Raw genomic sequence first — 16,442 nt, forward strand, 5'->3', positions numbered from 1 at the left:
GACTTTAAGAACAACGCGCAAGCCTATGAAAAGGGAGCCTAATGGCTCCCTTTTTTATTTGGGTGGGGAGCGAATTTCTCCTCTTCGCGCCCGGTGGAAAATCTTCAAAGGGTCTTGCCTTGGCGGCGGCAATCCGGTTATGAGAAGCCTCCGTCGTCGGCGCGATCTGCGCCGTCCGCAGGAGTGTAGCTCAGTTGGTAGAGCACCGGTCTCCAAAACCGGGTGTCGCAGGTTCGAGCCCTGCCACTCCTGCCAGTTTTTCCTACTAAAAGCAGATAGTTGTGGGCGTGTTCGCCGTCTTCGCCCCAAAATGCGAGCCGCGCTGTCACGATAAATTGTCGATGGGTTTCCACGCCCGGTGATATGTTAGCGCCGTTCAGGGCTCGCGGCGCCAGTCGAATAGGCGCGCGAGGGGCGCCATCGGCGCGGCGTAGTTTACACGCGGGCCCCAGCCCATAAAACGGAGGCGATCATGATGGACAATGTTCAATTGGTTCAATCGCTTTACGCTGCTTTCGGACGGGGCGACATCAATGCCATAGTCGAGGCGTGCGATCCCAACATCGCCTGGTTTTCAAACGCCGACCCGGCGCTGCTTCCCTATGGCGGCGAACGCCGGGGCCTCGATGGCGTGAGGTCGTTTTTTCGCGAAGTGGCCGCCAATGTCGAGTTCGAATCCTTCCAGCCGCTGGAGTTTTTCGGCGGCCCCGATTTCGTCGCCGTTCTTGGGCGTTCAATCTCGCGCGCGAGGGGAACAGGCGCCCGCGTCGAAGACCAATGGATGCACATGTTCAAGATCAGAAATGGCAAGGTGACCGAGTTCAGGGTTTTCGGCGACACTCATGCGGCGGTGCAGGCGCATTTCGGCGGCGACATCCACTCCGTAACGGTGGCTCCGTCGGAGGCGACGGCGCGGCTGCAACATTGAACGTCGAAGGCTCGCTCATTGAGTCAGACTCGCCGGCGGCTTCCGATCGCGCCGCCGGTTTTTGCAAGCACTTCATGCGCGGACGCGGCGCGTCGCGGCTTTTTTGCAAAGATACGCTTTGATCAAGGTCATGGACAGCATTGCCTCGCGGCGTAGGTTCGTTCCCCCGATATCGTCACCAGTCGAGGCAATACGTGAACCACCATCATCGTAAAATTCTGCATTCGCTCTTTGCTCATCCCGTGAGCGCGAATATCGATTTCAAAGACGTCAATCACGTTCTGACCGAGCTTGGCGCCGACATCGAAAACAAGACGGGCAGCCGGATTGACGTATCCCTCAAGGGACAAAAGGCCGCTTTCCATCACGTCACTCATAGCGTGCCAAAAAACGAGGTCATGCAAATCAGGAAATTCCTGGAGGCCTGTGGCATCACTCCGGAAGCCTTTCCGGTCTGAGTCCGTTTTCCCGGCTCCAGTTCAGCCGTTCAAAAATCCCAGAACCGCATTCTCGAAGTCCTTCGGCGCTTCGAGATGCGGCACATGGCCGACGCCGGCGAACTCGACCAGCTTCCAGCTCGGAAATTCGCGCGCCACGTCCCGCGCCGCGTCGATGAGGCCAGGGATTTTTCCGCGCATTTCCGGCGGGGCGTAGGAGACCAGGGGTATGCCGTGGTCCTGGTCGCCTGCCATCAGCAGCACCGGCGGCCTCAAGCCTCCAAACAGCCCGCGCACCGGGTTTTGATAGATCATTTGGTAAGTCAGCGCCACGACGCGCAGAAAACGCGGGTAATCGCCGGAGCCCATCATCCGCGCCCGCCAGACCACGAAGGGTTCGTATTCCGCTGGCGGCAGCTTCGGGAAATAGCGCGCGACGAAGGCGCGATAGCTCTGTTCGGTCTGGGCGCGCTCCGCCGCCTCCAGAGTCTCGACGGTCTGCGGCGGGATGTAGAGGCGATAGTCGATCAGGCCGATCGGGTCTTCCAGCGCCAGCTGGCTGACGCGCCGCGGATAGAGCGAGGCCAGCCGCACCGCCAGCATGCCCCCGGTGGAATGGCCGAGCACGGCGAATTTTTCCAGCCCGAGAAGATCGGCCAGAGCGGCGGTATTGGCCGCGAGAGCGTCGAATGTATAGGCGCAGAGCGGCTTTGACGACTTGTTGAAGCCGATCTGGTCGGGGACGACGAGGCGAAAGCCGGCGCGGCGCAAAAACGCGATGGGTCCTGCCCAATAAGACGAATCGAAATTCTTGCCGTGCAGGAGCAGCACCGTGCGGCCATTGCCGGCGCCTTCCGGCAGGAAATCCATGTAAGCCATGCGGACCGGCTCGCCGGCCATTTCAAGCGCCACGAATTTTATCGGGCCGGGATAGGGCCAGCCTTCAAGGCATATGCCGAGCGGTTCGGAAAGATCCGCCGCCTGTCTGTCTTCCGCGCGCGCTTGTTGGGGGAGGAGGGCGCCCGCCGTCGCGGTCAATGCGGCGGCGAGGAGGCGCCGTCTCGCGGGCTCAGCCGGTTCGATCAATGAAGTCCTTGCCGAAGTCATGGAGGTTCCTTCCGATCAGTCAAGTCCACGCCATTGTATTTCGCCCCGATCCCGGCGACAAATCGCGGACGAGCCCTTAACGGCGCATTGAGTCGGTTCGCGGCGCCCGCAGGAGCAATGGATGGATTTCGTCGCGATCGATTTCGAAACCGCCAATTATAGCTCCGACAGCGCCTGCGCGGTCGGGCTGGTGAAAGTCTCGGGAGGAAAAATCGTCGATCGGGTCGTTCACCTGATCCGGCCGCCCACGCGGCAATTCGTCTTTACCTATATTCACGGCCTGAGCTGGAAAGACGTAGCGGAAGCCGACGATTTCGGGGCGCTGTGGCCGAAGATCGAGGATTTCATCGAGGGCGCCGAATTCTTCGCGGCCCACAACGCCTCTTTCGACAAGCGCGTCCTTCACGCCTGCTGCGCGAGCTATGGCATTGTGGCGCCAACGCTGCAGTTTCATTGCACGGTGCAACTGGCGCGCCGCGCCTGGAACATTCGTCCGACCAAACTTTCCGACGTCTGCCAGCAACTTGGCATCGCGCTTGATCACCACGAGGCGCTTTCCGACGCCATGGCCTGCGCGCAGATCTATCTCGCCGCCAGCGCCGGCGTTTCCATTTGATGTGAATCGTATTAACTTCCCGCTTCGCCCTGGGGAGCATTGTCATGCAGGTCGCCGTTATCGGTTACGGCGCGGTTGGCCGGGAAACCGCGAAAATTCTGGGCGAACGGGGGGACATGGCGGTCCTTGGCCAGCGGCGGCCGCCCGATGACCTGGGCGTTGGCGCCCGTTTTATCGCCACCGATGTGCTGGACCGCGAAAGCCCGATCGTTTGCGCTGAAACGCTGGAAAGTTTCCGCCTTTCTCCGTAAGCTTCCTCGACCGCCGTGCGTTTTTCCTCTGTGGCGGCGATGGCAAGGCTGCGGCGCCATGAGCTTCCTCGACGGCGTGTTGAATGTCACAATAGTTCTCCGCGAGGATTGGGTCAGCGAGGTCCGGATAGCTTCGCCGCGGAAGAACGTCGCACCGGTTTTCATCGGCCGCACGCCTTTGGAAGTCGTGGCGCTGGCGGGAAACCTGTTCTCGTTGTGCCCGGCGGCGCAGTCCCTGGCCGCCCAGTCGGCGGGCGAGGCGGCGATGGGCCAGTTGCCGGACAACGTGCAGCTCCGCCAGCGCGGCTTGCGGTTGCTGACTGAGAGATTTGGCGAAATGCTGCGCGCCAGTGTGCTGGATTGGCCCCAACACGCACCGCCCGACTCCGAAAGCATCGCCGCCTTGCGAGAAATTCTGCCGTTCCTGCGCGAACTGCCGGACTCGGCCAGGTCGCAAAGAGCATTTGGCCAGGTCCAACAATGGGCGGCAAGGCTTGGGCTGCGTGAATACTCCCGGGGAGAAAGTTTTTTCGGCCGACAATGGTCCGAAGTCGCGGCCGATGAAATCCACTGGCTTTTGCGCCGGAGCAAGGCCGATTTCCTCCGTGCGCCGGATGACGGCGCGGTGGCGAAAGCAATGATGGACCCCAGGTTCTCCCTTAAGCCAGAGCTCCACGGGCGTTGCGTCGAGACCGGCTCTTGCGCGCGCCAAGGCTGCGAGGATTTCGTCCCTTCGCTGTCCGGCCGGCTGGCGGCGCGGCTCAAGGACATGGCGGCGACGCTCGACGCTATCGGCGCGCTTCTCCAGGGCGGCGAAGCGCCTGCCGAGTTGCTGGCGGCGGCAAACAAAGGCCCGCGCCAGGGATTTGCGGTGGTCGATTCGGCTCGCGGAAGGCTTTATCACGCCATGCGGCTCGACGGCGGCGGACGGATCGCCGATTATCGCCTTGTCGCGCCGACCGAATGGAATTTTCATCCCGACGGCCCCTTCGCGCGCATGTTGCGCGGCGGAAAGATCGGAACCGGCGCACAAGCGCGGCGGCGGGTGGAAAGGCTGGCTTTCGTCTTCGATCCCTGCGTCACGGTCGGGGTGGAAATACTGGACGAAGCCCATGCATGAAGCGAAGCCATGCATGGAATGTCGCTGACGAGGGCATCGTCGAAATCCTGCGCGGAGGCGCGTAAACAGGCGTTCGAATGAAATGGCCTTCCGCGGGAGGATGAGTATAGTGCGCCGTCGAAACCTTGAGCGGCGCGGGTATTTTCGCGCCGGGCTATTGCGGGAATATCCTCGTGAATATTTTAGAGGTTTTTACCCAGCCGCAGGCTTGGCTCAGCCTGTTGACGCTGACGGCGCTGGAAATTGTCCTGGGCGTCGACAATCTCGTTTTCGTCGCCGTGGCGACGCAAGGCCTGCCGGCGGGGCAACAGGCCAAGGCCGCGCGTCTCGGCCTCGCTCTGGCGGTGGTGTTCCGTCTGGCGCTGTTGAGCGGCATGTTCTGGCTGGTTCACTTGAACCAGCCCTTGCTGACGGTCCTCGGCCATAATCTTTCTGGCCGCGACGTCATTCTGGTCCTCGGCGGACTGTTCCTGCTGTTCAAGGCCACCGAGGAAATCCACGACGAAATCGACGTGGACGACGAGGACGAGCACCAGGGCAAGCCTCGCAGTTTCTGGCGCGCCATCGGCATGATCGCTTTGCTCGACATCGTCTTTTCGATCGACAGCGTGCTTACCGCCATCGGCATGGCCGACCATCTGGAAGTGATGATTGTGGCGGTGCTCATCGCCGTCGGCATCATGATCTGGGCCGCCGCTCCGGTCAGCCGATTCGTCGAGCAGCATCCGACGGTCAAAATGCTGGCCTTGAGCTTCCTGCTGCTGATCGGCATGACCCTGCTCGCCGATGGTTTCGGCTATCACATTCCCAAGGGCTTCATCTATGCGGCGATCAGCTTCTCCCTGCTGGTCGAGGGGCTCAACCAGTGGGCGCGGCGCAACCGTGTCCGCGCGCGCCAGGAACGGCTGCGTGCGCGTCAAGGGCCGGGCGCGAGCAAGGAGGGGCTTGGCGGGGGCGTCGAACCGAATGCGCCCCGCGAACTGGACTAGGAACAAGGCGGTTTCGCGGGTTGGAGCGCTTCAAGAAAAGCCTTGGCGAGGAGGCGAGCCTTCGTTATATAGGGTCTGCATGGGGCGCGTGGCCGAAAGGTCCCGCGCCACCTTTCTTTTCACAAGCCGACGAAGCGTTGCAAAAAGACGCACGCGCGGATGATTCAGGACGAACGATGGCCAATCCGTTCAAGTTCATGCAGGAAGTGCGCGCCGAGGCCAACAAGGTCACCTGGCCGTCGCGCCGCGAGACCTTGATCACCACCGGGCTTGTCGCCTTGATGGTAATGATGGCCGCCTTGTTTTTTGTTTCGGTCGATCAGGTCATTCGCCTCGCCGTCGGCTTCATCCTCAGCTTCGGGCGCTAGTCACGGTCTCCTCGAAAGCGAAGGCCGCTTTCATGGAGTTCCTCGCGTCGGCAATTAAACTCAACCCAAGTTCTCCCTGGAAAAATTCATGACCAAGCGGTGGTATATCGTCCACGCCTATTCGAACTTCGAGAAAAAGGTCGCGGAAGCGATCAGGGAAGGCGCGGCGCAACGCGGCCTGACGGATAAATTCGACGAAATCCTCGTGCCGACCGAACAGGTCGTGGAAGTGCGGCGCGGCCGCAAGTTCAACTCCGAGCGCAAGTTTTTCCCGGGCTATGTGCTGGTTAAATGCGATCTGTCCGACGATGTGTTCCATCTTATCAAGAACACCCCGAAGGTCACCGGCTTTCTCGGCTCCGACAACAAGCCCATGCCGATTCCAGAACATGAGGCGGATCGGATCAAGGGCCAGGTCGCCGAAGGCGTCGATCGTCCCAAGACCACGATTTCCTTCGAGATCGGCGAAAAGGTCCGCGTCAACGACGGCCCCTTCGCCTCCTTCGAGGGCCTGGTCGAGGAAGTCGACGAGAGCCGTTCGCGCGTCAAGGTCGCGGTGTCGATCTTCGGCCGCGCCACGCCGGTCGAACTGGAATATGGCCAGGTCGACAAGCTGGTTTGAGGGTTTTCGCCGCAATAAAGAATTAAAAGGCCGGTTTGTCCGGCCTTTTTTCATGTCTTTTTTCATAACCAGGCGATAGCCGGGTAACACCTTGCGGCTCGCCGAGGCGGCATAATGCCTCCCGCAAGCGCTGGAAAAAAGCGCGACAGGAGGACGAAATGAGCGGCAAGAGCATTTTGTTGATCACTGGCGATTTCGCCGAGGATTATGAGGTCATGGTTCCGTTTCAGGCCCTGATGGCGGTCGGTCATCGCGTCCACGCGGTCTGCCCGGACAAGAAAGCCGGCGATACGATCGCCACGGCGATCCACGATTTCGAGGGACAGCAGACCTATAGCGAGAAGCGCGGCCATAATTTCGCGCTGAACGCCACTTTTTCGGAGATCAAGCCGGAGCAATACGACGCCCTGGTGATCCCGGGCGGCCGGGCGCCGGAATATTTGCGCCTCGACGAGCGGGTGCTGGCCATGGTCCGGCATTTCTTTACGGCCGGCAAACCCGTCGCGGCGATCTGCCATGGCGCGCAACTGCTGGCGGCGGCGGGCGTGTTGAAGGGGCGCAAGACATCCGCCTATCCCGCGTGCCGGCCGGAAGTGGAGCAGGCGGGCGGTATTTACGCCAATATCCCCATCGACGCCGCCGTTACCGACGGCAATCTGGTCACTGCCCCGGCCTGGCCAGCCCATCCGGCATGGCTGGCGCAATTCCTGGCGCAGGTCGGCGTCTCCATCGGCAGCGGCAATATGGGCGTAGCCGCCTAAGCCAAGCGGGTTTGTTTCAAAGCGGGGACGGCGCGGGTTTGCAAAAACCCGCGACCGTTCCTAACTTTGTCAAACCACGATCCGGCGTGGGCGGAACTGAGGAAAATGTGTCAATTATTCATCGGCGCCGATCCGGCTTTGTGGGAAACGCGTTTGCGCTCGGTGCGCATGCATGGCTACGCCACCAGCGTCCGGCTTGAAAATATCTATTGGCGGCTGCTAGGGGAAATCGCCGGCCGCGACCGCCTGAGCGTCGCTGAACTTCTGGCCAGGCTCTACGAGGAACTGCTCGAGGCGCAGGGCGAGGTGGATAATTTCGCCTCATTCCTGCGCGTCTGCTGCGTCCGCTATCTGATGCTGCAGATGGCCGGCGACATTCCGGCCGATCGGATGCAGCCGATCGGCGGTCTCGACGCCCCATCCATTCTGGCGCGCGAACGCCGACGCCTCGCCGGCCCTGACGACCAACATCGAGAGGCGAGCAAGGCCGCGCAAGGGGGAATCGCAGTTTAAAGCGTATTCGCTAGGGCTTCCGTGACCGGGCGCGCGGCGTGGTAGGCTGGGAGAGAAATTGTTCCAGCCGGGCGCGCGAGGGAATCACCACGCAACCATATTTCATCTCGATCAGGCCCCGGTTGGCGAGGGAGCGCAACAGGCGGCTGACCTTCTGTCGCGAGCCGAAGCCGAATTGGCTGATATGGGTCTGGGTGACGGGGAAGGGGGACGGTTCACCGTTGCTGGCGGGAGAACTGGCGCGGGGCGAGGCGAGCAGCAGCAGATAAACCAGCCGCTTTTCCGGCTCATAGGCGGAGAAGGACAGCATCCAGCTGGTCAGGAAAAGCGTATTTTCGCCGAGTTCTCCGATCACTTTCAGCAGGGCGCCGGCATTGCCGGCGAGCGCCTTCTGAACGTCGCGATTGGGGAAGGCGACGACTGTCGCGGACGCCGAGCTCCACAGATCGAACAACAGCGGTTCGGAGCCGAAACAGCACGTCCAGATCACCCAGCGCCCCTCGAACATGGGCAGCGAGGAATATCCGCCGTCTTCGGTGGTCAGGACGAGATCGACGCTGCCGCTGCAAATCCAGCGGATATATTCCGCCATTTCGCCGCGCTGGTTGAGCAGTGTTCGCTCAGCGTAATGCTCGACCCGCGCCTTGCCGGCGAGTTCACGCAGTTGCGTCTCACTCAGCATCGAAAAAACCGGCGAGTTTTTCAAAACGGCCAAGGGGTCGGGATTGGGGCGGATCATCGGGGCGCCAGCACGGCTAGACAGGTTGCCATAGCGAAAATGCGAAACGAATTCATGCCAGATTGTTCCTATTCTAACATTTTCGGCAGCTCTGCCGTCGTAATTTGTACCGCTGGTGATCGTAATCGCATATCCCGCGCCTACTGGCTTGTTTGGAATGCAGCGAATTCGCCGTTGCGCGCAGTGTCCGCAAAGAGAGTTAAGGCTTATGAAAAATGCGATGGTCCAACTACCTGAAAGCGAAGAAGAAACCAATGTTTTTCTCGATACCGTAATAGCCGCGCATTATCTGGCGCTGCAATTGCGGAGATTGCCATGCGCCGATTTTCGCGGCAGCGCAGCGACGGAATTCCTTGCCGCCGCGCTGACCGAATGGGCGCGGCTGGCTGAGGACGACCTCATAGCGCCGCAGGGTTTTTTCGGCGCCTCCCCCGATTTGAGCAGGCACTGAAGTCGCCGAATTCCGCTCAAGGACGGCGATCCAGCGGCCGCAAGAGCCTCTCCCGATCCGTTAAATCGGCTCGGCGCCTTTGTTTTTTTCGCGTTTTTCTTCACGGGCGAACGCGACATGTCAAAATTCCGTCGCGAAGCCATTGCCAAACCGGCCAAAGATGTTTAACTCAGCGTTGCCTTCGTCGAAGGCGCATATGCGGGAGGTTTTCCGGTCGCCAGCCGGGTAAAAAACCGCACCGCAACTGCAACCCGCGCGGGACGGAATGGTCCGTTTCCCGCGCATTTCTGTTTTGGCTTTTTGGCATCGTGCGAAAAAGCTGGAACGGGAAAACCCTACGGGAGCAGCCTAAATGGCAAAGAAGATCACGGGTTACGTGAAGCTTCAGGTTCCGGCCGGCGCGGCGAATCCTTCGCCTCCGATCGGTCCCGCGCTCGGCCAGCGCGGCCTGAACATCATGGAATTTTGCAAGGCGTTCAACGCCAAGACGGCTCAGATTGAGAAGGGGACGCCGATCCCCGTCATCATCACCGCCTACGGCGACCGTAGCTTCACCTTCGAGATGAAGCAGCCGCCTGTAACTTTCTTCCTCAAGAAAGCCGCCGGCGTAAAATCCGGCTCCAAGACGACGGGCCGCGGCTTCGTCGGCAAGGTCACCCGCGACCAGATTCGCGAAATCGCGGAAAAGAAGGCGGCCGACCTGAACTCGCACTCGATTGAATCGGCCATGGCGATGATCGAGGGCTCTGCCCGGTCCATCGGCCTTGAAGTGGTGGGGTGAGGCCATGAGCGGCAAGAGAATCGTCAAGGCCCGCGAGGGCATCGAGCGCACAAAGCTCTATCCGGTCGCTGACGCGATCAAGCTGGTTCGCGAACGCGCCAGCGCAAAATTCGACGAAACCGTCGAAATAGCGCTCAATCTCGGCGTCGATCCCAAACATGCCGACCAGATGGTTCGCGGCGTGTGCAACCTGCCCAACGGCACCGGCCGCACGCTGCGCGTCGCGGTTTTCGCCCGCGGCGCCAAGGCTGACGAAGCCAGAGCGGCGGGCGCGGACGTGGTCGGCGCGGAAGAACTGGTCCAGGCCGTCCAGGGCGGCACGATCGATTTCGATCGCTGCATCGCCACCCCGGACATGATGCCGCTGGTCGGCCGTCTCGGCAAGGTTTTGGGCCCGCGCGGCCTGATGCCCAATCCGAAGGTTGGCACGGTGACCATGGATGTCGCTTCGGCTGTCGCCGCGTCCAAGGGCGGCGCTGTCGAATTCCGCGTCGAAAAGGCCGGCATCGTCCAGGGTTCGGTCGGCAAAACTTCGTTCGGCGAGGAAAAGCTGGCGGAAAACATCGTTGCTTTCGTCGATGCCGTGGTCAAGGCCAAGCCTGCCGGCGCCAAGGGGACCTATCTCCAGCGCGTGGCTTTGTCTTCGACCATGGGCCCCGGCGTCAAAGTCGATCCGGCGACCATCGCGGTCGCGCAGCACTGATTTCGGGTTTCAGGCGGCGCGATTCTTGATCGCGCCGCTTGACAATTTGAAAAAAATCATGTCGCCCCCCTTGGCAGGAGCGGCGTTAGTGTTTACAAACAACCTCCCGGCTGCGGGAATCGCCGCCGGCTCCCGGACTTATTTTCGTGTAGAAGCGTCCGTCCTCAGGAAAGAATATGCGTTGAAACGAATTTTTAGGGCGTCAGCAGCTGTTTAGCTTGCCGCGCTTTTTCAATTGTTTGCCGCAAGTCCAAGGACGAATGAAGTCGAATGACTTTGGTTTTACGCAGGAAGTTCGGAAAAATTCAGCTTCCGCCAGGGTCGGGACCGGAAGGTCTCGGGCATGGCGGCGGATAGGCCGGATGGCTCGTTTCGCCTCGCCGCGAAACGCAATCCTTCGGCCATGTCCTGTCCGAGACTGCCGGCGCCTGTCGCGAGAGCGAAGGGCTTAATTGTTCGCCAGAACGGGATTCGCCGTTCCGGCGGGCGGCCAGCATAGACGGGGAAAGACCGGATTACTGGAGGCTTCAACGGCTTCCAGCGTTGTTTGGTTCGAACCCTCTGATCCAGAGAGCGGCTTCACGCCGCTTCAATGGGGACAGGCGCTTCGGCGCCGCGAAGTTCAAGTCTTTGAAAAGACTACAGGCTTTGCGGCATGTCGGCAACCGGCGAAGGAATCCTTCGCCTATTGAAGTGAGAGCACTGTGGACAGAGCGGAAAAGAAAGAAGCCGTCGCCACCCTGCATGACGTTTTTGACAAAACGTCCGTGGTGGTGGTGGCGAAATATTCCGGCCTGACCGTGGCGCAGCTGCAGAACCTGCGCAAGCAGGCGCGAGCGGCTGGGGCCAGCGTTCAGGTTGCGAAGAACCGCCTCGCCAAGATCGCCCTCGAAGGCACCAGCGTCGCCTCCATCGGTTCCCTGCTCAAGGGACCGACCCTGATCGCCTATTCGGACGATCCGGTGGCGGCGCCCAAAGTCGCGGCCGCTTTCGCCAAGGATTTCGACAAGTTCGTCATCCTCGGCGGCGCGATGGGCGCGACGGCCCTGAATGTGGAAGGCGTCAAGTCGCTTGCGACCATGCCCTCCCTCGACGAACTGCGCGCCAAGTTGCTGGGCCTTATCACGGCTCCCGCGACCAAGATCGCCCAGCTGTCGACCGCTCCCGCCGCGAAGCTCGCGCGGGTGTTCGGGGCTTACGCCAACAAGGATGCGGCCTGATCTTGGTCAGGTTTTTCACCCCTATCGAACCAAACGTAAAACGTACAGGAATTGAACATGGCTAACCTCGAAAAGATCGTTGAAGAGCTTTCCTCGCTGACCGTGCTGGAAGCCGCTGAACTCGCCAAGCTGCTCGAAGAGAAGTGGGGCGTCTCCGCCGCCGCCGCTGTCGCCGTCGCCGCCGGCCCCGCCGCAGCCGCCGCCGCCGCGCCTGCGGAAGAGCAGACCGAGTTCACCGTCATTCTGGCCGCCGTCGGCGACAAGAAGATCGAAGTCATCAAGGAAGTCCGCGCCATCACCGGCCTTGGCCTCAAGGAAGCCAAGGACCTGGTCGAAGGCGCTCCGAAGGCCGTCAAGGAAGGCGCCACCAAGGAAGACGCCGCCAAGATCAAGGCCGCCCTCGAGAAGGTCGGCGCCAAAGTCGAGCTCAAGTAAGTTTGACTTCATTGCGCGAAAAATCGCCATCGTGAAGCTGGCGGTCCCGGAGTCATCCCGGGGCCGCCTAAACCCGTCTCGGCTTGGTTTTTCCTGGGCCTGGACGATTTGAAGGGGCGCCGCCCTGGCGTCTTTTCGGGAATTTTGGCGCGGACCTAATTCCGCGCGGCCCGGCTTCCGCCGGGCAAGGCGAGAGGCTTGACAGCCCGCCAATTGATGAGGGTGCGAGGAGCGATATGGCGCAAACGTTCACCGGCCGCAAGCGTGTCCGCAAATTCTTCGGTCATATCCGCGAAGTCGCGGAAATGCCCAATCTGATCGAAGTTCAGAAGGCGTCCTACGATCAATTCCTGATGGTTGACGAGCCCAAGGGCGGGCGCGCCGACGAGGGATTGCAGGCCGTGTTCAAATCGGTGTTCCCGATTTCGGATTTCGCGGGCGCGGCATTGCTGGAATTCGTCAAGTTCGAATTCGAGGCGCCGAAATACGACGTCGACGAGTGCCGCCAGCGCGGCATGACCTTCGCCGCCCCGCTCAAGGTGACGCTCCGCCTGATCGTGTTCGATCTCGATCCCGACACCGGCGCCAAATCGGTCAAGGACATCAAGGAGCAGGACGTCTACATGGGCGACATGCCCTTCATGACGTCGAACGGCACCTTCATCGTCAACGGCACCGAGCGCGTCATCGTCTCGCAGATGCATCGTTCGCCCGGCGTGTTCTTCGATCACGACAAGGGCAAGAGCCACAGCTCGGGCAAGCTCTTGTTCGCTGCGCGCATCATTCCCTACCGCGGCTCCTGGCTCGACATCGAATTCGACGCCAAGGACATCGTTTATGCGCGCATCGACCGCCGCCGCAAGATTCCGGCGACGTCGCTGCTCTATGCCCTTGGCTTCGACGGCGAGGAAATCCTGTCGGCCTTCTACAACAAGGTGCTCTATCGCCGTGAAAAAGACGGCTGGCGCCTGCCCTTCGAGGGCGATCGCCTCAAGGGCATGAAGGCCGTGGTCGACGTCGTCGACGCCGACACCGGCGACGTGGTCATCGAGGCCGGCAAGAAGCTCACCGTTCGCGCGGCGCGCGCTCTCACCGAGCGCGGGGTGAAGTTCATCAAGGCGCAGGACGAGGATCTTTACGGCCAATATATCGGCGAGGATCTGTTCAACCCGCAAACCGGCGAAATCTTCGCCGAAGCCGGCGAGGAAATCACCGCCAAGTCGCTCGAGACGCTGATCAGCCTGGGTTTCGAGGAACTGCCGCTGCTCGACATCGATCACATCAACATCGGCCCCTATATCCGCAACACGCTGGCCGTCGACAAGAACTCTTCGCGTGAAGAAGCTTTGTTCGACATCTATCGCGTGATGCGTCCGGGCGAGCCGCCGACCATCGATTCGGCTGAGGCGATGTTCCATTCGCTGTTCTTCGATTCCGAGCGCTACGACCTCTCTGCGGTCGGTCGCGTAAAGATGAACATGCGCCTCGATCTCGACGCGCCGGACACCACGCGCATCCTTCGCCGCGAGGACATTCTGGCGGTGGTCAAGGCGCTGGTCGACCTGCGCGACGGCCGCGGCGAAATCGACGACATCGACCATCTCGGCAACCGCCGCGTGCGTTCGGTCGGCGAATTGATGGAAAATCAATATCGCCTCGGCCTGCTGCGCATGGAGCGCGCCATCAAGGAGCGCATGTCCTCGGTCGATATCGACACGGTCATGCCGCAGGACCTGATCAACGCCAAGCCGGCGGCCGCCGCCGTGCGCGAATTCTTCGGCTCGTCGCAGCTGTCGCAATTCATGGACCAGACCAATCCGCTGTCGGAGATCACCCACAAGCGCCGTCTCTCGGCGCTTGGCCCGGGCGGCCTGACCCGTGAACGCGCCGGCTTCGAGGTGCGCGACGTGCATCCGACCCATTACGGCCGCATTTGCCCGATCGAGACGCCGGAAGGCCCGAATATCGGCCTGATCAACTCGCTCGCCACTTTTGCGCGCGTCAATAAATATGGCTTTATCGAAGCGCCCTACCGTCGCGTGAAAGACGGCAACGTCACCGACGAGGTGGTCTATCTCTCGGCGATGGAAGAGGGCAAATATTCGGTCGCCCAGGCCAACGCCCAACTCGACGACAAGGGCAATTTGACGGAAGACCTGGTGGTCTGCCGCCATGCCGGCGACGTGGTCATGCTCACCCGCGACCGCGTCGATTTCATGGACGTGTCGCCCAAGCAGCTGGTTTCCGTCGCCGCGGCGCTGATCCCGTTCCTCGAGAACGATGACGCCAACCGCGCGCTGATGGGCTCGAACATGCAGCGTCAGGCCGTGCCTCTGGTGCGCGCCGATGCGCCGCTGGTCGGCACCGGCATGGAAGGCATTGTCGCGCGCGATTCCGGCGCGGCCATCGCGGCTCGCCGCACCGGCATCGTCGACCAGATCGACGCGACGCGTATCGTCGTGCGCGCCACGGAAGACCTTGGCCCCGGCCGTCCCGGCGTCGATATCTACCGTCTGATGAAGTTCCAGCGCTCGAATCAGTCGACCTGCATCAACCAGCGTCCGCTGGTTCGCGTCGGCGACGTGGTGCACAAGGGCGACATCATCGCCGACGGTCCTTCGACCGACATGGGCGATCTGGCGCTCGGCCGCAACGTCGTCGTCGCCTTCATGCCTTGGAACGGCTACAACTTCGAAGATTCGATCCTGCTCAACGAGAAGATCGTCAAGGAAGACATTTTCACGTCGATCCACATCGACGAATTCGAAGTGATGGCGCGCGACACCAAGCTCGGCCCGGAAGAAATCACCCGCGATATTCCCAATGTCTCGGAAGAGGCGCTGAAGAATCTCGACGAAGCCGGCATTGTCTATATCGGCGCGGAAGTGGCGGCGGGCGACATTCTCGTCGGCAAGATCACGCCCAAGGGCGAAAGCCCGATGACGCCGGAAGAAAAGCTTCTCCGCGCCATTTTCGGCGAGAAAGCGTCCGACGTGCGCGACACGTCCCTGCGCGTCCCCCCGGGCGTCCAGGGCACGATCGTCGAAGTGCGCGTGTTCAACCGCCACGGCGTCGACAAGGACGAGCGCGCCCAGGCGATCGAGCGCGAAGAGATCGAGCGTCTCGCCAAGGATCGCGACGACGAACTGGCGATCCTCGACCGCAACGTCTACGCCCGCTTGGGCGAGATGCTGATCGGCAAGACGGCGCTGTCCGGCCCGAAGGGGTTCAAGAAGGATCACCTTCTCGCCCGCGAGGTCATCGACGAATATCCCCGCTCGCAATGGTGGGCCTTCGCCCTCGACGACGACGCCGTGATGGGCGAGATCGAGGCCATGCGCAAGCAATACGACGAGTCCAAGAAGGGGCTGGAAAGCCGCTTCCTCGACAAGGTCGAAAAGCTGCAGCGCGGCGACGAATTGTCGCCGGGCGTGATGAAAATGGTCAAGGTTTTCGTCGCGGTGAAGCGCAAGATCCAGCCGGGCGACAAGATGGCCGGCCGCCATGGCAACAAGGGCGTGGTCTCGCGCATCCTGGCGCAGGAGGACATGCCCTTCCTCGCCGACGGCACCCCGGTCGATATCGTGCTGAATCCGCTCGGCGTGCCTTCGCGCATGAACGTCGGGCAAATCCTGGAGACCCATCTCGGCTGGGCCTGCCGCAATCTCGGCAAGCAGGTCGCGGAGGCGATCAACATCTACCAGCGTTCGCTCGAATCCGCGCCCTTGCGGCGGAAGCTCGAAGAACTATATGGCGAGGGGGCGGACACCGCCGACCTCGCCCGGCTCGACGACGCCGAGGTGGTGGAAATCGCCCAGCATCTGACCCGCGGCGTTCCGATCGCCACGCCCGTCTTCGACGGCGCGCGCGAGCCGGACATCGTCGTCATGCTCAACCAGGCTGGGCTCGATGGCTCCGGCCAGACCGTGCTCTACGACGGGCGCACCGGCGAGGCCTTCGACCGCAAGGTGACGGTGGGCGTGATCTACATGCTCAAGCTGCACCATCTTGTCGATGACAAGATCCATGCGCGCTCGATCGGACCTTACTCGCTGGTCACCCAGCAGCCGCTCGGCGGCAAGGCGCAGTTCGGCGGCCAGCGCTTCGGCGAAATGGAAGTCTGGGCGCTCGAAGCCTATGGCGCGGCTTACACCTTGCAGGAAATGCTCACCGTCAAGTCGGACGACGTGGCGGGCCGCACCAAGGTCTACGAGTCGATCGTGCGCGGCGACGACACCTTCGAGTCCGGCATTCCCGAGAGCTTCAACGTGCTGGTCAAGGAAATGCGTTCGCTCGGCCTCAATGTCGAGCTGAACCAGGCGGTCGTTCCCGGCGAGGAACTGCCGCCGCCGGCTGAAGCCGCCGAGTGATCTGATTTTTAAGGGGCGCGGCCCACGCGCC

18 protein-coding genes and 1 tRNA gene are annotated in these 16,442 nt (G+C 61.6%); 17 read left to right on the plus strand and 2 right to left on the minus strand.

Annotation, left to right across the window (positions count from 1 at the left end; all coding sequences use genetic code 11):
• Window positions 1-179: 179 nt before the first annotated feature.
• From ACLP2E_RS07220 to ACLP2E_RS07230, 3 genes are all read left to right on the plus strand, one after another.
• Window positions 180-255, plus strand: a tRNA-Trp gene (locus tag ACLP2E_RS07220).
• A gap of 217 nt (window positions 256-472) precedes the next feature.
• Entirely contained in the window at window positions 473-928 is a 456-nt protein-coding gene (locus ACLP2E_RS07225; protein WP_442465522.1) for a nuclear transport factor 2 family protein, read from the plus strand.
• A gap of 194 nt (window positions 929-1,122) precedes the next feature.
• Window positions 1,123-1,386, plus strand: coding sequence for a hypothetical protein (locus tag ACLP2E_RS07230; RefSeq protein ID WP_442460923.1), 264 nt, complete (start codon window positions 1,123-1,125; stop codon window positions 1,384-1,386).
• A 21-nt stretch (window positions 1,387-1,407) separates the two neighbouring features.
• On the opposite strand, the gene ACLP2E_RS07235 is transcribed toward ACLP2E_RS07230, so the two are convergent.
• Complete coding sequence (locus ACLP2E_RS07235) at window positions 1,408-2,472, minus strand: alpha/beta fold hydrolase (RefSeq protein ID WP_442465523.1); 1,065 nt, start codon at window positions 2,470-2,472, stop codon at window positions 1,408-1,410.
• A 121-nt stretch (window positions 2,473-2,593) separates the two neighbouring features.
• Between ACLP2E_RS07235 and ACLP2E_RS07240 the strand changes: the two genes are divergently transcribed.
• The 8 genes from ACLP2E_RS07240 (at window position 2,594) to ACLP2E_RS07275 (ending at window position 7,712) form a co-directional block, all read left to right on the plus strand.
• Entirely contained in the window at window positions 2,594-3,088 is a 495-nt protein-coding gene (locus tag ACLP2E_RS07240; RefSeq protein ID WP_442460921.1) for a 3'-5' exonuclease, read from the plus strand.
• A gap of 44 nt (window positions 3,089-3,132) precedes the next feature.
• Window positions 3,133-3,339 carry a hypothetical protein gene (locus tag ACLP2E_RS07245; RefSeq protein ID WP_442460920.1) on the plus strand — a complete coding sequence of 69 codons (207 nt, stop codon included), beginning with the start codon at window positions 3,133-3,135 and terminating at the stop codon, window positions 3,337-3,339.
• A gap of 58 nt (window positions 3,340-3,397) precedes the next feature.
• Complete coding sequence (locus tag ACLP2E_RS07250) at window positions 3,398-4,459, plus strand: nickel-dependent hydrogenase large subunit (protein ID WP_442460919.1); 1,062 nt, start codon at window positions 3,398-3,400, stop codon at window positions 4,457-4,459.
• Between the two features lie 173 nt (window positions 4,460-4,632).
• On the plus strand, window positions 4,633-5,448 hold the full coding sequence (locus ACLP2E_RS07255) for a TerC family protein (protein WP_442460918.1): 816 nt from the start codon (window positions 4,633-4,635) through the stop codon (window positions 5,446-5,448).
• A gap of 176 nt (window positions 5,449-5,624) precedes the next feature.
• Window positions 5,625-5,816, plus strand: a complete 192-nt coding sequence (gene secE / locus ACLP2E_RS07260; protein ID WP_442460917.1) for a preprotein translocase subunit SecE — start codon at window positions 5,625-5,627, stop codon at window positions 5,814-5,816.
• Between the two features lie 88 nt (window positions 5,817-5,904).
• Window positions 5,905-6,438 (plus strand): transcription termination/antitermination protein NusG, encoded by a 534-nt coding sequence (gene nusG / locus ACLP2E_RS07265; RefSeq protein ID WP_442460916.1) that lies wholly within the window; start codon window positions 5,905-5,907, stop codon window positions 6,436-6,438.
• A 158-nt stretch (window positions 6,439-6,596) separates the two neighbouring features.
• On the plus strand, window positions 6,597-7,199 hold the full coding sequence (locus tag ACLP2E_RS07270) for a DJ-1/PfpI family protein (RefSeq protein WP_442464488.1): 603 nt from the start codon (window positions 6,597-6,599) through the stop codon (window positions 7,197-7,199).
• Window positions 7,200-7,304: 105 nt separating this feature from the next.
• The gene (locus ACLP2E_RS07275; RefSeq protein WP_442464487.1) at window positions 7,305-7,712 is read left to right on the plus strand and encodes a ribbon-helix-helix domain-containing protein; all 408 of its coding nucleotides are present in this window, start codon (window positions 7,305-7,307) and stop codon (window positions 7,710-7,712) included.
• Window positions 7,713-7,722: 10 nt separating this feature from the next.
• Here the strand turns inward: ACLP2E_RS07275 and ACLP2E_RS07280 are convergent, their stop codons facing one another.
• The gene (locus ACLP2E_RS07280) at window positions 7,723-8,451 is read right to left on the minus strand and encodes a Crp/Fnr family transcriptional regulator (RefSeq protein WP_442464486.1); all 729 of its coding nucleotides are present in this window, start codon (window positions 8,449-8,451) and stop codon (window positions 7,723-7,725) included.
• Between the two features lie 220 nt (window positions 8,452-8,671).
• Between ACLP2E_RS07280 and ACLP2E_RS07285 the strand changes: the two genes are divergently transcribed.
• From ACLP2E_RS07285 to rpoB, 6 genes are all read left to right on the plus strand, one after another.
• A complete protein-coding gene (locus ACLP2E_RS07285; protein ID WP_442464485.1) occupies window positions 8,672-8,902 on the plus strand; it encodes a hypothetical protein in 231 nt (76 codons plus the stop codon).
• Between the two features lie 352 nt (window positions 8,903-9,254).
• Window positions 9,255-9,683 (plus strand): 50S ribosomal protein L11, encoded by a 429-nt coding sequence (gene rplK / locus ACLP2E_RS07290; RefSeq protein ID WP_294540499.1) that lies wholly within the window; start codon window positions 9,255-9,257, stop codon window positions 9,681-9,683.
• 4 nt (window positions 9,684-9,687) lie between these two features.
• Window positions 9,688-10,386 (plus strand): 50S ribosomal protein L1, encoded by a 699-nt coding sequence (gene rplA, locus ACLP2E_RS07295; protein ID WP_442464484.1) that lies wholly within the window; start codon window positions 9,688-9,690, stop codon window positions 10,384-10,386.
• Window positions 10,387-11,090: 704 nt separating this feature from the next.
• Entirely contained in the window at window positions 11,091-11,606 is a 516-nt protein-coding gene (rplJ, locus tag ACLP2E_RS07300; protein WP_442464483.1) for a 50S ribosomal protein L10, read from the plus strand.
• 57 nt (window positions 11,607-11,663) lie between these two features.
• Entirely contained in the window at window positions 11,664-12,041 is a 378-nt protein-coding gene (gene rplL / locus ACLP2E_RS07305; protein WP_442464482.1) for a 50S ribosomal protein L7/L12, read from the plus strand.
• A 236-nt stretch (window positions 12,042-12,277) separates the two neighbouring features.
• Window positions 12,278-16,411: a DNA-directed RNA polymerase subunit beta gene (gene rpoB / locus ACLP2E_RS07310; RefSeq protein WP_442465524.1), complete on the plus strand. Its 4,134-nt coding sequence runs from the start codon at window positions 12,278-12,280 to the stop codon at window positions 16,409-16,411.
• The last annotated feature ends 31 nt before the right edge of the window (window positions 16,412-16,442 follow it).

This window comes from Rhodoblastus sp. (assembly GCF_052145335.1).
Lineage (GTDB): Bacteria > Pseudomonadota > Alphaproteobacteria > Rhizobiales > Beijerinckiaceae > Rhodoblastus.

Coding starts and splice junctions, on each gene's coding strand:
- ACLP2E_RS07225 (WP_442465522.1), top strand. CDS start 473: ATGATGGACAATGTTCAATTGGTTCAATCGCTTTACGCTGCTTTCGGA.
- ACLP2E_RS07235 (WP_442465523.1), bottom strand. CDS start 2,472: ATGACTTCGGCAAGGACTTCATTGATCGAACCGGCTGAGCCCGCGAGA.
- ACLP2E_RS07240 (WP_442460921.1), top strand. CDS start 2,594: ATGGATTTCGTCGCGATCGATTTCGAAACCGCCAATTATAGCTCCGAC.
- ACLP2E_RS07245 (WP_442460920.1), top strand. CDS start 3,133: ATGCAGGTCGCCGTTATCGGTTACGGCGCGGTTGGCCGGGAAACCGCG.
- ACLP2E_RS07250 (WP_442460919.1), top strand. CDS start 3,398: ATGAGCTTCCTCGACGGCGTGTTGAATGTCACAATAGTTCTCCGCGAG.
- secE (WP_442460917.1), top strand. CDS start 5,625: ATGGCCAATCCGTTCAAGTTCATGCAGGAAGTGCGCGCCGAGGCCAAC.
- nusG (WP_442460916.1), top strand. CDS start 5,905: ATGACCAAGCGGTGGTATATCGTCCACGCCTATTCGAACTTCGAGAAA.
- ACLP2E_RS07270 (WP_442464488.1), top strand. CDS start 6,597: ATGAGCGGCAAGAGCATTTTGTTGATCACTGGCGATTTCGCCGAGGAT.
- ACLP2E_RS07275 (WP_442464487.1), top strand. CDS start 7,305: ATGTGTCAATTATTCATCGGCGCCGATCCGGCTTTGTGGGAAACGCGT.
- ACLP2E_RS07280 (WP_442464486.1), bottom strand. CDS start 8,451: ATGATCCGCCCCAATCCCGACCCCTTGGCCGTTTTGAAAAACTCGCCG.
- ACLP2E_RS07285 (WP_442464485.1), top strand. CDS start 8,672: ATGGTCCAACTACCTGAAAGCGAAGAAGAAACCAATGTTTTTCTCGAT.
- rplK (WP_294540499.1), top strand. CDS start 9,255: ATGGCAAAGAAGATCACGGGTTACGTGAAGCTTCAGGTTCCGGCCGGC.
- rplA (WP_442464484.1), top strand. CDS start 9,688: ATGAGCGGCAAGAGAATCGTCAAGGCCCGCGAGGGCATCGAGCGCACA.
- rplL (WP_442464482.1), top strand. CDS start 11,664: ATGGCTAACCTCGAAAAGATCGTTGAAGAGCTTTCCTCGCTGACCGTG.
- rpoB (WP_442465524.1), top strand. CDS start 12,278: ATGGCGCAAACGTTCACCGGCCGCAAGCGTGTCCGCAAATTCTTCGGT.